This window comes from Hydrococcus rivularis NIES-593 (assembly GCF_001904635.1).
Taxonomy (GTDB): Bacteria; Cyanobacteriota; Cyanobacteriia; order Cyanobacteriales; family Microcystaceae; genus Hydrococcus; species Hydrococcus rivularis.
In genome coordinates this window covers 33,773-48,727 of record NZ_MRCB01000030.1, presented here as the reverse complement: position 1 = coordinate 48,727, position 14,955 = coordinate 33,773, and the positions used below count along the sequence as shown (strand labels likewise).

Here is a 14,955-nt window from a genome sequence, read left to right as displayed (position 1 = left end):
GGTGAGGGGTTTAAGAATTTCCTTGTGTCATTATTCTCAGACGTACCGCGCGATCGCCGGCTTCGTCTAATGAGACTTCAATGACTTCGCTAGTGAGGACTTCTAGGGTAGTAAGGAGCGATCGCAAATTTGGATTGCTTGCTCCCGTATCTACGTATAATCGGTCTGAGAGGCTGCCGAGACGCTTCCAAGTCGTGTAGAGTTTGGCTACCGTTTGTTCGAGTTGGGTTGCCTGTTTGACTAAGTCGGCTGTTGTATTCAAGCAATCTAGCCGCAACGCCTCTTCTAGTGCCATTTCCAAATCGATAGGAGAGTTTTTCAGGGTTTGGACTTGTGCCGCCGCATCGAGATATTTGGCTAAACTTCTTGCCGATGAAGTCATATGCTTGACTGTATCGAGATCGGGACTCTCGGCAATTTCTTTTTGAATGGGTTTGAGATGAATATCGGGTAACTTTTCCATCTCTTTGACGAGAGGGGCGAGGTGTCGAGGAGGAAGCGATCCTTGCGCGGCTTTCTCCTTGACTTCCTCTGGTAATAATTCCGAACTCATCGCCGTCCATTCATCGGAAAGTTGCTTCACTTCTCGACGAGTAATACGATCGCCTTTTTGTGCGGCTTCGCCGATCAGTCTTTGTACCTCTGGGGCAGATTTCGCCGTTTCTAAAAAGGCACGCTTGCTAAAGTTATTAATCGACTTAGGATCTAGCGTTCCTTCTGCCAAGAGAGTATCGGCACTATTGGCTAGTTGAATTAAGGCATATGCCTGACTTTTGGTAATTTCTCGCGCCTTTAACCAATTGAGAAACCCCGTCCCCCGTCCGTCGCCGCCTTTTTTCTCGCGATCGCGCACTGCCCGTAAAATCCGTCCTCGCCAAATGTCGGTTTGCAGATCGAAGCGATCGCAGAGTTTCCAAATCGCATCCAACTGCTGTTGAAACTCAGCTTCTTGTATCTCCTCATCTTCCGGATCGGGTAGCTGAAAGTCAAAGTCTACCGGAGTTTCTAAGGCAGCAACAATTTCGTCGGGAGAAGGAGGAGTCGCAGTCATGACAGGATGAGTTGAATCGAACAGATGAAAAAAATCGGCTCATTAATCATACCATTCGGGTTTTACGTTCATGGTGGTTGTGCCTGGGAGCTACTTCGTAAGGGACAAGCCGATTGTTAATCGCCCAAACAAATGCCTAAGCCTCTCGCTGTTTTAACTAAAGTATCTTCGGGATCGACAACCCGGTAATTTTGAATGGCTTGTGCGATTGGCACGCTTATGATTTGTCGGTTTTGCCAAGTCACGATATGGTCGTACTTGCCCTCGGCGATGAGTTCTACAGCAGCAACCCCAAAAGAAGAGGCTAAGATTCTATCGAGGGGAGAAGCGATGCCGCCTCGCTGAGTATGTCCTAAAACGGTGACTCTGGTTTCCGCACCCGTTCCTTTGGCAATGCGATCGGCTAGATACTGACCGATTCCTCCCAATCGACATTCGCCCAATGACTTGGTCTGCTCGATCGTCTCTCCCGCCTCCGTACAAACTGCTTCTGAAACGACGACAATGGAGTAATCTAGTCCTTGGGCTTGGCGTTTTTTGACATAGCGGCAGACATTTTCTATCTTATAAGCAATTTCTGGGATCAGAATAATGTGAGCGCCGCCCGCGATGCCGGCGTTGAGAGCAATATGTCCGGCATCGCGTCCCATGACTTCGACGATCATGACGCGATCGTGACTTGCCGCCGTGAAGTGCAGGCGATCGATCGCTTCTGTGGCAATATTGACGGCGGTATCAAAGCCAATGGATCGTTCGGTTATGCCGACATCGTTGTCGATGGTTTTGGGAATGCCGACGAGTTTGATGCCTCCCTGTTGTGCTAGTTTGCGAAGAATGGCTAAACTGCCGTCGCCGCCAATGCCAATGAGGGCATCTAAGTCTAGCAAATGATAGCCTTCGATAATCTCTGGAGAGCGATCGCGCACGCTACCGTCGGGCATGGAAAAGGCAAAGGGATCGCCTTTGTTTGTCGTGCCCAAGATCGTACCTCCCATCATGAGGATGGGATCGACTTTGTGTGGTTCTAGGCGCATTACCTGCGGAGGACGACTCATCAAGCCCTGAGTTGCCCTACAAATCCCGAGCACTTCCCATCCGTGAACGTCAACAGCACAGCGGGTAACGGCTCTAATAACGGCATTTAAACCAGCGCAATCGCCTCCGCTGGTGAGAATCCCTATTCGTTTTCGCTCGCCCATATCATTGCTTTTCGTGACCGACTAATCTATTGTTAGGCTCGCCGGGCGCGATCGAGTCATCGTTAAGAAATTCTCTAGAAATTTACAAAAAATAAGTATCGTGAGATCGAGGAGCATTCGGACGAGTAAAAAAAACTGAGATAGCGCTCGGTACGCCCAGCGGTTTTCCTGAAAAGTTTACACGAGCTTCATAAAGAACAACTGCATTTTTACTGAGGCTTCATGTTTGGAAAGCTCTAAATATCTAGGATGGTATTATCTTTCAAGAAAAACCCATGAGAAATCGCTTGAAAATAAACCAACAATTATTGTTGTTTTTTGCTTCAATCGTAACTGGCTCTACTGTCGCTACATTGCCCGGTTATGCTGCTATTTTTAGCGCTTCTCAAACTTATTTAAAACTCGATAATTTTAATCAAATTCCTCAAGATATTGGGGTTTTTTATGAGGATTTTAACTCAAAAACCATTTCTGATAAGGGGAAAGGAGCGGTCCAAGCCAAGCTTGATGTCGATAGTATTTTTAAGGCGGAAAATTCCCTAGTTTTTGCACAATCGAATATTCAATCTCAAGTTTTGGGATCGGGTAGCGATTACTTGGGAGATTTAAAAATATCATCCAGATTTGTCGGTCAATTCTTTATAGCAGCAGATCGGCAATTTAGCTTTGATTTTACTGCTCTTTTAGGCTTAGTTAACGCGATCGAGCGAGGACAAGATGAAGCTGCTAGTACGTATGCAGATATATCTATTCTTTTAATCGACAGCCTTAACCTGAAAGCTTTCGACTCTTTTAACCTTTTTGCTAATTTAAATACGGATTTAACCGAAATTAGCGATTCTGATTTTTTTAGCCTCACACCGGGAAATAACTTCAGATTGAATCAAGTATCTGAATTGCCCTTTTTAGGAGGGATTCAAGAATCTTATCAAGTTTTAGTTCAAGGGTCATTTCAACGTTACTTTCCAGAAAGTACCCAACTCACTTTAGTAGCTGTAACGAGGAACAAATCCTGTGGTGAGTCTTCTAAAAAGTTAAATATTTGCGTGAAAGTGCCCGAGCCCTCAAATCAGTTTGCTTTAATAGGCTTATTGGGCTTGAGTAGCGTATTGTTGCTCAGAAGAATTATGAAGTAGATAGTTTAATTCGCTCGCCAACCATTCTGCAAACATCTTGTCGATGATTTCTTGATAGATTTCAGGGGTTAGTTCGGCAGGAATGAATTCTTCTACTAAGAGTAAGTGATATCCTTGCTCGGTTTTTATGGGGTTAATGACTTCTCTGGCACGAGCATTGAATATGACAGCAGCAAGATCGGGTTTGAGGCTCCAACGATAGAGCTTTCCTTCATAACCGCACTGATGCCTGCGTCTTTCGTCTATGTCATAGAGATGAGCTGCTTGATAAAAGCTCATTTCCTCCTCTTCAATTTGATAAAAGATTTCCCAGGCAAGTCTTTCGTAGGGAACGACGAGCTGATAGAGTAAAACCTGCTCGAAATTCAGACGATTTTGGGCAAAAAGTTTCTCGACTTCCTTTGAGAAAAGAGATTCTGCTAACTTTTTAGTAAGAATGCGATCGCGAATTCCGGCTTCCCAATCTTCGGGGGTAATTTTTTCTTCCGTCAGCCACGCAAAGGTGTCAGCAGCTTTCTCCAAACGCTTTTCGCGACGTTGGCGGTTCGCCTCGGCTTGAATCTCTTCTGGCGTAACCACTAGATTTCGCTCTCGTGCAGCCCGATTAACGATCCTTTGATAAAGAATTTTATTGCAGGCTTCTTTAAGCTGGATATTTTTTTTGAGGTGATCGACAATCTCTATGAGTTCGATTGATGCTGTCAGATCGTTAGCCATAATAAACACAAAATCTCCCCGATTCGATCGTACCTAAAAAAGTAGACAAACTTCTGGGGAGCCTGAATTAGTGGATGAATTTTTATTTTTTACCCTTACTAATCAGCATCTGCCAATGAGTTTACTTTTCACCACTAAGTCCACCCTGAATTATCTCCCCTAATTCATCCCCTCCCGTGCTTTTGAGTAACGGACTCTTAAATAAAATTTTCATTTTCCCTTACGATTGGGGAAGGTGAAAAACTAGCTGGGTGTCTCCTTATTGTTTTCTTTTGACAGAAGACACCACAACTAAATGTTAGTTTAGCGGGTGTGTCTCTGTTTGAGTCTAGCCCGATGCGGTTCCAGTGCCCACTCCTATGTTGAATGAGTGACCGCCAATCGCTAGGGCGATTGCTATAGCCGAACCAGCAGCAGCTTCCCCAGATGGCTTAAAAGCAAAATCCTTAGCGAAATCAAAAGCAAATCCAAAGAAAGAGGCACTATTAATACCGCTACCTTGAATGTGTTCTTGTTCGGGCAATTCCCTTTGGCAGAAATTGAGATCTTCAATAATTAAATGACTCATTAGCTGTCTCCCTATTGTTACGAATTATGTTAAGATCCAAAACCGAAAGCGGGGAAGCTGGGTGCTAGAGCGATCGCCACAGTCTTAACATTAACGATACTTCCAGCAAAGCTCTGCCCTTGAGCGAGACTAAAGCCGAATGCGGCTATCTGAATCAAGCCACCATTAACTTGGTTGAGTTCGTCAGGCTCGGCTTTTTGTGATACAACTTCTAAATGTTCTAAATCGGAAATAATCATGCTTTGTTTACCTACCTTCAACTTGCAAGAATAACTGAGGAAGCATACGTGCAGACTACCTCCTCAGGTTTAGTAACATTGTCTGAGTCTACATTCCAAACTTTACTCGGCTTGTGCCAAGAATGAGAATTTAAGACCAGCAATATTGCTTCCTGGCGAGCTAACGGCAAGAGGCTCAAACACTGGAAACACCATAGCAGCATTATTAAATCCCAGGGCTAGACCTGTAAAACTCCCAATTCCTACGATTGCGGCTCCACCTTCAACTTCTTTTGTTTCGGCAACAACTTCTAAATGCTCTAAATCAGAAATAATCATTGTGGTTTCTCCGTGAATTTCAATAACAATCTATGTTCTTATAATATAAACAGGAAACTAGAGATAAGGTTGCCATTTTGGCATTAAATCAACTTTCGATTGTTTACTTCCCTGAAAAATTTAAATTAACCAGCCAATGAGGAAGAAGATACAAAAACTTGAGAAACCTTAATTTCAGGAAATGAAAAGACAAAGGCTTTGCTTTCAACATTGCTAAGGGATAGATTGGCTCCCCTAGCCAAAGCATTGACAGATATTTGAGCTATAGAAATTCCTCCTGATACATCGATCTGGCGATCGAGTTCTTCCCAATAGTCTAAGTTAGCAATTATCATTCTTTGCTCCTAAGCTTAATACAGGTTTATTTTATTCTAGTAGCTAGATAATTTATTCTTTATCTAAGTAGCTAAATTCCATTTCAGAAGACTGAATATTTGCATTTGTCCTCTAATATTTGGAAATACTAATTTGATTCAAAAAGAGAGCCTCTGCATTTGAGACAATAATTTAAAAATATTATTATTGTCATCTTTGCAGAGTCCTCTCTAAAATTTCTATCGAATAGAAACTATCGATCATCTAGCAATTGACATAGAAGTTGAAGATGAGCCAGATGCACTCCCAGTTTCACTCACAACTATATAGCTGTTATTTGTACCCGTTGCTGAAGCAGCTTTACTACCTATCGCCGAGGCGCCGTATAAGATACCAGAAGTACCTAAAATACTTCCTCCTAAGGCTTCGGTGTAAAATAGCATACCTGCTGCGTTAGCAACTATCATTCCTCCCCGCAAATTGGTATTTTTGGGAATGCTTTCTACGTATTCTAAATCGAAAATAATCACAGCTACCTCTCTAAGTGTTCAGAGTTTTAATTAGATTTAAAAAATGCTGGAAATCTTTTATCTCGTTAAGATTTCCAGCCTTTGCTTGGCTTTTGTCGAATAAACCTAGCGATATTCAATTGTGCAATAACCTCTAGGTTTAAGCCGCCTTCTCGACTGGTTATACGGTGGCTCCGGCGATTCCGGCAACTTGAGAACCAGAGAATTTGTAGTTGGGGAGAGCAACGCTGTCGGTTTTCAATTTGATGTCGGTGAAGCTCAACGCGGTTCCAAAAGCGGTTGAAGCGCCATTTCCAAGAGCTAAGGCAGTGAAGGTAGGAACAGTAGGAAGAGCGCCTCCTTGAACTTCGTTAGCTTCGACTGCTTCGATGTAGTTAAGATCGTTGATAATCATCGTTTTTTCTCCTTCTATTTTTGGGTTTTGAGTTCGGAAAACTCTTTAGATTTGACAATTATTTTTAGGAATGAATCCAGTCACTAATTAGTTGCCAATTTGGCACAATTATCTAGCTAACCTAGAGATTAATGTTCGAGAAATTCTTTGGTTTCATCTGTGCAATAACCTCTAGGTTTAAGCCGCCTTCTCGACTGGTTATACGGTGGCTCCGGCGATTCCAGCAACTTGGGAACCAGAGAATTTGTAGTTGGGGAGAGCAACGCTGTCGGTTTTCAACTTGATGTCGGTGAAGCTCAACGCGGTTCCAAAAGCGGTTGAAGCGCCATTTCCAAGAGCTAGGGCAGTGAAGGTAGGAACAGTAGGAAGAGCGCCTCCTTGAACTTCGTTAGCTTCGACTGCTTCGATGTAGTTAAGATCGTTGATAATCATCGTTTTTTCTCCTTTTATTTTTGGGGTTTGAGTTCTGGCAACTCGTTTGTTTTCACAATATCTAATGTAATTAATCGGATTAATAGTTAGTTGCCAATTTGGCAGAAATATCTAGCCAACTTAAAGATTAATGTTCGAGGAATGCTTTAAGTTGCATCTGTGCAATAATTTCCAGGTTGAAGAAGATTTTTCGATTGGTTACACGATTACGCTTGAAACTGCTCCAACAATAGAAGCAGAATATTTGTGATTGGGTAGAGCATAGCTTTTGGTAACTTTTTGGATATCGGTAAAGTCCCAAGCCGTTCCAAAAGCTGTTGACATACCCATACCAGTAGATAGTAAAGTAAAGATAGAAGTAGCAAGAAGGATCGAGTTTTGTTTAACTTCGTTGGCTTCAACTACTTCTATGTAGTTAAGGAAACTTTTTAGCTTTGGTAGTAGAGGCAACTAGCTCAATTAATGGTTAGTTGCCTTTTTGCTTAAGAATACCCAGCCAACCTAGAGATTGACGTTTGAGAAATTTTGCTCTTCATCTGTTCTCGCCTCTAGGTTTGGGCAGCTTTCTCGACTGGTTATACGGTTGCGCCAGCGATCGCTACAACACCAGAAGCAGACATTTTGTGATTGGGCAGAGCAAGGCTATTAGTGAGTACTGCAACATTGGTAAAGCTTAAAGCAGTGCCAAAAGCTGTTGACGTACCCGTACCATTAGCCAGTGCGGTATAGAAAGGAGGCAGAATCAAAGAACCTCCTTGAACTTCGTTAGTTTCAATAGCTTCGATGTAGTTGATATCGGCAATAATCATTGTTTTTCTCCTTCTAGTTTTTAGGTTTTGAGTTGAGGAAACTTTTTAGCTTTGACAATAAAGAGAACTAATCCAGTTAATGGTTAGTTGTTAATTTGGTAAGAATACCCAGCCAACCTAGAGATTAACGTTTGAGAAATTTTGCTCTTCATCTGTTCTCGCCTCTAGGTTTGGGCAGCTTTCTCGACTGGTTATACGGTTGCGCCGGCGATCGCTACAACACCAGAAGCAGACATTTTGTGATTGGGCAGAGCAAGGCTATTAGTGAGTACTGCAACATTGGTAAAGCTTAAAGCAGTGCCAAAAGCTGTTGACGTACCCGCACCATTAGCCAGTGCGGTATAGAAAGGAGGCAGAATCAAAGAACCTCCTTGAACTTCGTTAGTTTCAATAGCTTCGATGTAGTTGATATCGGCAATAATCATTGTTTTTTCTCCTTTTATTTTTTTGGTTTCGGGTGCAAATCCCTTTTGTTTTGACAATATCTAATGTAAACTAATCGAATAATGATTAGATGCCAAATTGGCAAAAATATTTAATTTGACGCAAGAAAACGGCAAAAATTACCAACTAAATTATTGATTATTGTTAATTAAATTTTTGATTTTTGTGTAAAGTTTTGATGCTAAATAGAATGCAGCTAGCATCAAACTACATTTGATACAGTGTGGGGAATAGGTAAGGCGATCGCAGGCAGGCGATGTTGGCGAGTCGAGCGAAAATCCTCAATTCTCCGCCACAATAGAGGAGAGTAACGATATTATTGCTAGTATGCCCAAGCTCAATCTGACTCAGGTTCTTGCTAGTGAGTTTTCTTACTCACCCCAACAGGTTGCCAATGTTCTTGACTTGTTAGCCGAAGGAGCAACCATACCCTTTATTGCTCGCTATCGAAAAGAACGGACGGGTTCTCTCGATGAAGTGCAACTGCGAAATCTATGCGATCGCTTTAATTATCTAAGCGAGTTAGAAGATCGCAAAGCCACTATCTTAGACGCGATCGCAGCGCAAAACCAGCTTACTGACGTGCTTAAGAGCAAGATAGAAGCCTGCTTGAATAAAACCGAACTAGAAGATCTCTATCTGCCTTACAAGCCGAAACGCCGAACCAGAGCCACAGTAGCGCGAGAACAAGGATTAGAACCACTCGCCGCCTTCATCGAGTCGCTCAACCGTCCAGACGCTATTATTAAAGCGCTAGAACCAGAAGCTACTCAATACTTATCTAAAGACAAAGGACTAGAGACAGTAGCAGATGTCCTCAGAGGCGCTGCCGACATCCTAGCCGAGAAAGTTGCCGAAAAAGCCGAATTACGTGCTTACTTGCGCGATTATATCCTCAAATCGGGCATGTTTGTTTCGCGCATCAAAGCCGATTATCCCGAAGGCAGCACTAAGTTTGAGCTATACCGAGATTACCAAAATAGCGTTAGTAAAATTGCCCCTCACAATCTGCTGGCGCTGTTTCGGGGAGAAGCGGAAGGAATTCTCTCGCTAGAGATTGCCTTCGATGAAGCGACAGCGTTGTCCTACTTGGAGGCGCAAGAAATTCGCACTAAAAATCCCGTTATTCGAGATTTTTACCGAGGAATGCTCAAAGATGCTTTTAATCGCTTGTTAAAGCCGTCTCTCATTCGAGAAGTGCGATCGGAACGCAAACAATGGGCAGATCTCGAATCGATTAAAACCTTTGAGGTGAATTTACGCCATCTCTTATTGTCTTCTCCTGCCGGAATGAAGCCAACACTGGCGATCGATCCCGGATTCCGCACGGGTTGCAAAGTCGCTATTCTCTCGGCAACCGGACAATTTTTGGGATATCAAACCATTTTTCCCCATTCTGGCCCGGGCGAGCGAACTAAAGCCAGTGAAGCTATCAAACAGCTTCTGAGGAAGTACCGCATCGAGTTAATCGCCATTGGCAATGGCACTGCTTCGCGGGAAACCGACGAGTTTGTTGCAGAAGTTTTGAAAACAATAGAAGAGAAGCCGATTAAAGTCATCGTTAATGAATCGGGAGCATCCGTTTATTCGGCCAGTGAAGTAGCAAGGGCGGAATTTCCCGATCTCGACGTAACCGTCCGAGGAGCAATCAGTATTGGCAGACGGTTGCAAGATCCCCTTGCCGAGTTGGTCAAAATCGAGCCTAAGTCAATCGGTGTCGGGCAGTACCAGCACGATGTCGAGCAAAAGCTCCTCAAGCAAAAATTAGCCGAGACGGTAGAAAGCTGCGTTAACTATGTGGGAGTGGATCTCAATACGGCTTCCAAAGAACTGCTGACTTATGTATCTGGGATTACGCCAACCATTGCCAACAATATTATTGCCTATCGCGATCGCAATGGTGCCTTTCGCGATCGCCAAGAACTTTTAAAAGTCTCGAAACTCGGACCCAAAGCCTTCGAGCAAGCGGCTGGTTTCTTGCGCATTCGCGATGGCGATAATCCTTTAGATAATACAGCCGTCCATCCCGAAAGTTATCCGGTTGTAGAAGCGATCGCGGCATTTCTAAAAGTTCCTCTCAAGCAAATTACCCAAGTGAGTGCGCGACTTAAATCTCTCGATCTCAAACAATTTATTACCGATACGGTTGGCTTACCTACTCTTCAAGATGTCATTAAGGAATTAGAAAAACCTGGCAGAGATCCGAGATCTGAGTTCAAATATGCCACTTTCAAAGAAGGGATTAAAGAAATCGGCGATCTTAAACCAGGAATGGAATTGGAAGGAATTGTCACTAATGTCGCCAATTTCGGCGCATTTGTCGATATCGGCGTTCATCAGGATGGATTGGTGCATATTTCGCAACTGGCGAATCGCTTTGTTAAAGATCCCAAAGAAATCGTCCAAGTGGGACAGGTGGTGAAAGTGCGCGTCCTAGAAGTGAATGAGCAACTAAAGCGGATTGGCTTATCGATGAAACAACTCAATTGTTCTTAATATTTCTTAAAATATTAACGAGAGAAATCAAGCGATCGCACTTCCCCTATGCAACCTTTAGAAACTCAGCTTAATAAACCAATTAAAGCAGCAACACCATCATGGAAAATCAAGCTGCTCTATGATGGCGAGTGCCCCTTGTGCGTACGAGAAGTTAATTTTCTCAAAAAACGAGATGCAGGTCGAGGGCTAATTGCATTTGTCAACATTGCCGACGACAATTATACTCCCCAAGAAAACGGCGGGATTGACTTTGAAACGGCGATGGGAAGAATCCACGCTCTGCTTCCCGACGGAACTATCATCAAAAACATGGAAGTCTTTCGCCAAGTTTATGAGATACTCGACATGGGCTGGGTCTATTCTTTTACTAAATTACCTATCATCGGCGCGATCGCCGATCTTATCTATGGAATTTGGGCTGACTGGCGACTTGCTCTTACCGGGCGATCGAATTTAGAAACGATTGTCGCCGATCGTCAAAAGCGTCTTGAGTGTGCAACACAAGGTCGCTGTCGCTTGTCTGAAACAGATTTCTCAATATCCCCCCCTTTTAAGGGGGGTTAGGGGGGATCAAACTTCCAAGGTTCTCACATACAATCTCAAACTCTCTCAAAACCTGCTGATTCGTAAATCTCACAACCTGTAAACCGTATTCCTCTAATTTTTGAGTTCGTGCTGCATCATATTTTTGAGCATCATTTGTAAAATGACTCTCTCCGTCAATTTCTATAACCAGCTTCAAGCTAGGACAATAAAAATCGACAATAAAATGGTCGATTGGTCTTTGTCGCAATACTCGCAATTTAAAAGTTCTCAAATACCCGTACCATAGTTTTTTCTCGGCAGCAGTCATGTTTTTGCGAAGTTGCTTCGCTCGCTCTACCAGATTTCGATTGTAGGGCAGATAAAAGTTATCATTATTGAACTTGGTCATAAAAGATTCCCCCTGCCCCCTTTTTAAGGGGTGATAGATTGTAGAGTTTTGACTTGAGTTGCGATCGTTGATGAATCATCAGAATAAATACTGATGACGGTAATGACTAAACCTAAGTATTTTAGATTTAAAAGAATGATGTAAAAAAAATATTCACATTGGAGATTGCGCTAAGCCAATGCGAAGAGCAGATCGCCGAACACCTAATGATGACAACGCTCTCAACAATCCCCGCTCTCGGAAGAAAGAGCCTATACCTCCTCGCGAACTAGAACAGCTTTTGGCGAACGTTCGGGCACAGCGAGATGAGTGGAAACAGAAGGCAAAAGAGAATGAAGAAGCTGCCACGCAACTCGTTACTTATCAATTAAAGGTTAATGAGTGGCAGGAACGTGTAACCCAGAATTATCAACTCTATATCGAGGAACAACAAAAGCATCAACAAACTCTCTGCCTTTACAATGAAGAAAAAGCCAAAGCCACTGAATGGCTAACTAAATACCAACAGGCAGACGCTCAACGGCAGCAGTATTTAACTCTGTACAACGAGGTTAAAGAAGAACTTAAATACGAACGACGCTCAAAAGCCAGCATTAAGGGATGGGAAACTCGTCGCAAGCGTGAAAACGAACGCTTGAAGAGAGAAATAGGTGAAATGACTATTGTGTTACGCGATTCCCTCGAAAGAAAGGAGGAAGCAGTAAATAATCTCTATATTCTTGCCGAGCGAATGGATCGAATTCAACAATTAGTCGATTCCGTTGAAGAAGAATCAACAAACACTCCGGTTGGTCTGCTACAAAAATTTCAACGTATCTGGTTGGCTATTAAAGAGATCCTTGCCGAATAGGAAATATGTCCATGAGTCAAGAACCAGTACCGATCGCACGTACACAACGCAAACAGAAGTTAGGCGATCGAGTTCGCAGTATTGCAGATCGACTCAAACAGGAAACCGAAGTGCAAATCAAAGCAACTTCACGCATACTGAGCGCGGCAGCTAAAATTGCCGAAAATCATGACCGACTTATTGATGAGGTTGTCGATATGGTTGAGGAAGATATAGATCGGCAAACTCAGGTGCATCAGAAAAAAATTTATACTGTTGACTTACTTAAGCAACAGTTTAAAACATTACGTGAAGCAAAAACCCATTTTAGACTAAAAGCGAGTAGCTGGGCAGAACTTGTCAAGAAACTTAACACTGTATCTGCCCCAAACCCGTTTCCCGTCGATCGCTCCAAAATTTCAGTTCCAGAACGCCTCAATGCAATTGAAAGCGAACTTAAGATTATGCGCACCGAGATTGGTGAAATACTATCCCTTTTGAAGAGACATGTTCTTAACAAAGAGTAATACTAATTCGCAATTAGTCAGCATCTCTGGGAGTAAGGCTTTTTCCTAACGTAGTGCAGCGAAGTCAAGCATCTCAGCCGATGCCGAAAAAATCGGGATTCTTCGCTCCATTTCATTGCGCGACCAATGACAAATTATACTTATCTTGGATTTTCCAAACATCCATTAAGGCGATCGCACGGCTCAACCCATTGAAGCAGTAGGGACATGGGAGTTAGAAAGCAATGCCAAGATTGGTGACTTGTTGGGGGGCTGCCGCAAGCAAATTGCGATCGCAAAAGAGAGATTAGAATTATGCAAAAAAATCGCTCAAGTTAAGGAAGTGAGCGAGCCGTTCGAATTCAGATTGTTTGCTTTAGAAAAGGTTCTTTAGAAGTTTGCGATCGCGCTCGAATATCGCTATAAATGTGAATCTTTTTTGGCGATCGGACAACAATGATAAATCGATCGATAAAAATGTTAGAAGGAGAAAACAATAAAGAATTTGCCATTGAAGACGTTAGAGAATATTGAATTTTAAAAAAACTTTTTGGGAGCGATCGTCTATTTTTGTTGCATTGATACGGTAAAATTCAAACCTAGCGTGGCATTCAACTGCTTTCATCCAGTAGATGCCAAAAATTGCAGAGTTAGACCGTACAGTTACAACGCGATCGATAGTTATGATGCATATTTTCGAGTATCTTAATTCGCTATTGACGCAATACGTCCACCTCGATAACCCGATCGATTTGGAATCGTACTAGATTATCTACAAACACTGGAAATTCATTTTGACAAAAAAGTTTGAATCCAGTCTGGTTTGTCGTTATTAATAGCCATTTTTCCGAGAAAAAGCCATGTCTATTCAATCAGTTCGCCGAAAAATATTGAAGCTAATTCCAGCAGGTGCAGTAGGTGCTTTTGTAGCAGCGTGCAGCGGTGCCGTTCAAAACGGACAAAATAAGTCTGCTCAAACCACTCAATCGACTACAAATAGTCCTGCAACCGGAGAAACGATTACTTTGAGGATGCAGAGTAGCTGGCCCGTGAAAGATATCTTCCACGAAATCTTCCTCGATTGGGGCAAGAAAGTCGAGGCAATGTCTGGCGGACGACTAAAAGTTAACATCCTACCAGCAGGATCGGTTGCCAGTGCCACTCAGTTGATAGAAGCGGTAGATAAAGGAACCTTGGATGGCGGACATGCCTTCCCAGCCTATTGGTTTGGCTTAAATAGGGCTGCGAGCTTATTTGGAACGGGTCCCTCTTTTGGGATGGATGCCGAGATGATGCTGGGGTGGATTCACTATGGCGGCGGTCAAGAGCTTTACAACGAGCTGATCCAGACAAAACTTAAAAAGAACGTTATTTCCTTTTTCCACGGGCCCGTACCAACTCAACCCTTGGGTTGGTTTAAGCAACAGGTTAAAGCGCCAGCAGATTTCAAAGGCTTGAAGTATCGTACCGCTGGCATTGCTCTCGACGTTTTTAAGGATATGGGAGCCGCATCCCAGTTTATTCCAGGCGGTGAAATTGTTTCCAGTCTGGAGCGGGGTGTAATTGACGCAGCCGAGTTCAGCAATCCCTCTTCCGATGAAGGACTCGGATTTCCAGACGTTCGCAAAGTCTTGATGTTACAGTCCTATCACCAACCCGTTGAGATGCTGGAACTTCAGATGAACAAGAGCAAGTATGACAGCCTGCCGCCGGACTTACAAGCCATTATCAAGTATGCCACCATGGCTCAGTCTGCCGACTTTACCTGGAAGATGATGGATCGCAATAGCAAAGACCTCGAAACAATTGAGAAGAATGGCGTTAAAGTCTTTATAACGCCTAAATCGATTTTGGAGGCTCAACTCCAAGCCTGGGATAAAGTGATTGCCAAAGAATCAGCCGATCCCTTCTTCAAGAAAGTCATTGATTCTCAACGGGCTTGGGCTAAGCGAGTTGCATCCAGTCGCCTAGAAATTATGGTTGAGAACAAAACTGCTTACGATCATTTCTTTAAAGAAGCGCAAGCGTAGCAAGA

Annotated in this window: 20 protein-coding genes; 6 read left to right on the top strand and 14 right to left on the bottom strand. The window is 43.2% G+C overall.

All coding sequences use genetic code 11. The features are described from left to right. Positions 1-10: 10 nt before the first annotated feature. The gene (locus tag NIES593_RS18930; protein WP_073601060.1) at positions 11-1,051 is read right to left on the bottom strand and encodes a hypothetical protein; all 1,041 of its coding nucleotides are present in this window, start codon (positions 1,049-1,051) and stop codon (positions 11-13) included. A 116-nt stretch (positions 1,052-1,167) separates the two neighbouring features. Beyond that, positions 1,168-2,250, bottom strand: coding sequence for an ATP-dependent 6-phosphofructokinase (locus NIES593_RS18925; protein WP_073601059.1), 1,083 nt, complete (start codon positions 2,248-2,250; stop codon positions 1,168-1,170). 275 nt (positions 2,251-2,525) lie between these two features. On the opposite strand from NIES593_RS18925, the gene NIES593_RS18920 reads away from it, so the two are divergent. After that, on the top strand, positions 2,526-3,386 hold the full coding sequence (locus tag NIES593_RS18920) for a hypothetical protein (RefSeq protein ID WP_073601058.1): 861 nt from the start codon (positions 2,526-2,528) through the stop codon (positions 3,384-3,386). On the opposite strand, the gene NIES593_RS18915 is transcribed toward NIES593_RS18920, so the two are convergent. From NIES593_RS18915 to NIES593_RS18865, 11 genes are all read right to left on the bottom strand, one after another. Beyond that, the gene (locus NIES593_RS18915; RefSeq protein ID WP_073601057.1) at positions 3,339-4,103 is read right to left on the bottom strand and encodes a peptidylprolyl isomerase; all 765 of its coding nucleotides are present in this window, start codon (positions 4,101-4,103) and stop codon (positions 3,339-3,341) included. The two genes, NIES593_RS18920 and NIES593_RS18915, sit on opposite strands and share 48 nt — an antisense overlap. 328 nt (positions 4,104-4,431) lie before the next feature. Next, positions 4,432-4,671 (bottom strand): hypothetical protein, encoded by a 240-nt coding sequence (locus NIES593_RS18910; RefSeq protein ID WP_073601056.1) that lies wholly within the window; start codon positions 4,669-4,671, stop codon positions 4,432-4,434. Between the two features lie 29 nt (positions 4,672-4,700). Beyond that, on the bottom strand, positions 4,701-4,910 hold the full coding sequence (locus tag NIES593_RS18905; protein ID WP_015143698.1) for a hypothetical protein: 210 nt from the start codon (positions 4,908-4,910) through the stop codon (positions 4,701-4,703). A 102-nt stretch (positions 4,911-5,012) separates the two neighbouring features. Further along, a complete protein-coding gene (locus NIES593_RS18900) occupies positions 5,013-5,228 on the bottom strand; it encodes a hypothetical protein (protein WP_073601055.1) in 216 nt (71 codons plus the stop codon). Between the two features lie 125 nt (positions 5,229-5,353). After that, complete coding sequence (locus NIES593_RS18895; protein ID WP_073601054.1) at positions 5,354-5,563, bottom strand: hypothetical protein; 210 nt, start codon at positions 5,561-5,563, stop codon at positions 5,354-5,356. Between the two features lie 240 nt (positions 5,564-5,803). Then, positions 5,804-6,073: a hypothetical protein gene (locus NIES593_RS18890; protein ID WP_073601053.1), complete on the bottom strand. Its 270-nt coding sequence runs from the start codon at positions 6,071-6,073 to the stop codon at positions 5,804-5,806. Positions 6,074-6,233: 160 nt separating this feature from the next. After that, positions 6,234-6,467 (bottom strand): hypothetical protein, encoded by a 234-nt coding sequence (locus tag NIES593_RS18885; protein WP_073601052.1) that lies wholly within the window; start codon positions 6,465-6,467, stop codon positions 6,234-6,236. A gap of 198 nt (positions 6,468-6,665) precedes the next feature. After that, positions 6,666-6,899 (bottom strand): hypothetical protein, encoded by a 234-nt coding sequence (locus NIES593_RS18880; protein ID WP_073601052.1) that lies wholly within the window; start codon positions 6,897-6,899, stop codon positions 6,666-6,668. Positions 6,900-7,097: 198 nt separating this feature from the next. Beyond that, complete coding sequence (locus NIES593_RS25300; RefSeq protein ID WP_281250766.1) at positions 7,098-7,223, bottom strand: hypothetical protein; 126 nt, start codon at positions 7,221-7,223, stop codon at positions 7,098-7,100. 251 nt (positions 7,224-7,474) lie between these two features. Continuing rightward, on the bottom strand, positions 7,475-7,708 hold the full coding sequence (locus tag NIES593_RS18870; RefSeq protein ID WP_073601050.1) for a hypothetical protein: 234 nt from the start codon (positions 7,706-7,708) through the stop codon (positions 7,475-7,477). A 191-nt stretch (positions 7,709-7,899) separates the two neighbouring features. Next, positions 7,900-8,133, bottom strand: coding sequence for a hypothetical protein (locus tag NIES593_RS18865; protein ID WP_073601079.1), 234 nt, complete (start codon positions 8,131-8,133; stop codon positions 7,900-7,902). A gap of 346 nt (positions 8,134-8,479) precedes the next feature. On the opposite strand from NIES593_RS18865, the gene NIES593_RS18860 reads away from it, so the two are divergent. Both NIES593_RS18860 and NIES593_RS18855 read left to right on the top strand, forming a co-directional pair. Beyond that, complete coding sequence (locus NIES593_RS18860) at positions 8,480-10,648, top strand: Tex family protein (RefSeq protein ID WP_073601049.1); 2,169 nt, start codon at positions 8,480-8,482, stop codon at positions 10,646-10,648. 48 nt (positions 10,649-10,696) lie between these two features. Then, positions 10,697-11,215, top strand: coding sequence for a thiol-disulfide oxidoreductase DCC family protein (locus tag NIES593_RS18855; RefSeq protein ID WP_073601048.1), 519 nt, complete (start codon positions 10,697-10,699; stop codon positions 11,213-11,215). Here NIES593_RS18855 and NIES593_RS18850 read toward each other — a convergent pair. After that, on the bottom strand, positions 11,202-11,585 hold the full coding sequence (locus tag NIES593_RS18850; RefSeq protein WP_073601047.1) for an endonuclease domain-containing protein: 384 nt from the start codon (positions 11,583-11,585) through the stop codon (positions 11,202-11,204). The two genes, NIES593_RS18855 and NIES593_RS18850, sit on opposite strands and share 14 nt — an antisense overlap. Before the next feature lie 178 nt (positions 11,586-11,763). On the opposite strand from NIES593_RS18850, the gene NIES593_RS18845 reads away from it, so the two are divergent. From NIES593_RS18845 to NIES593_RS18835, 3 genes are all read left to right on the top strand, one after another. Beyond that, on the top strand, positions 11,764-12,435 hold the full coding sequence (locus NIES593_RS18845; protein WP_073601046.1) for a hypothetical protein: 672 nt from the start codon (positions 11,764-11,766) through the stop codon (positions 12,433-12,435). Between the two features lie 11 nt (positions 12,436-12,446). Then, a complete protein-coding gene (locus NIES593_RS18840) occupies positions 12,447-12,941 on the top strand; it encodes a hypothetical protein (protein WP_073601045.1) in 495 nt (164 codons plus the stop codon). Positions 12,942-13,780: 839 nt separating this feature from the next. Beyond that, positions 13,781-14,950: a TRAP transporter substrate-binding protein gene (locus NIES593_RS18835; protein WP_073601044.1), complete on the top strand. Its 1,170-nt coding sequence runs from the start codon at positions 13,781-13,783 to the stop codon at positions 14,948-14,950. Positions 14,951-14,955: the final 5 nt, after the last annotated feature.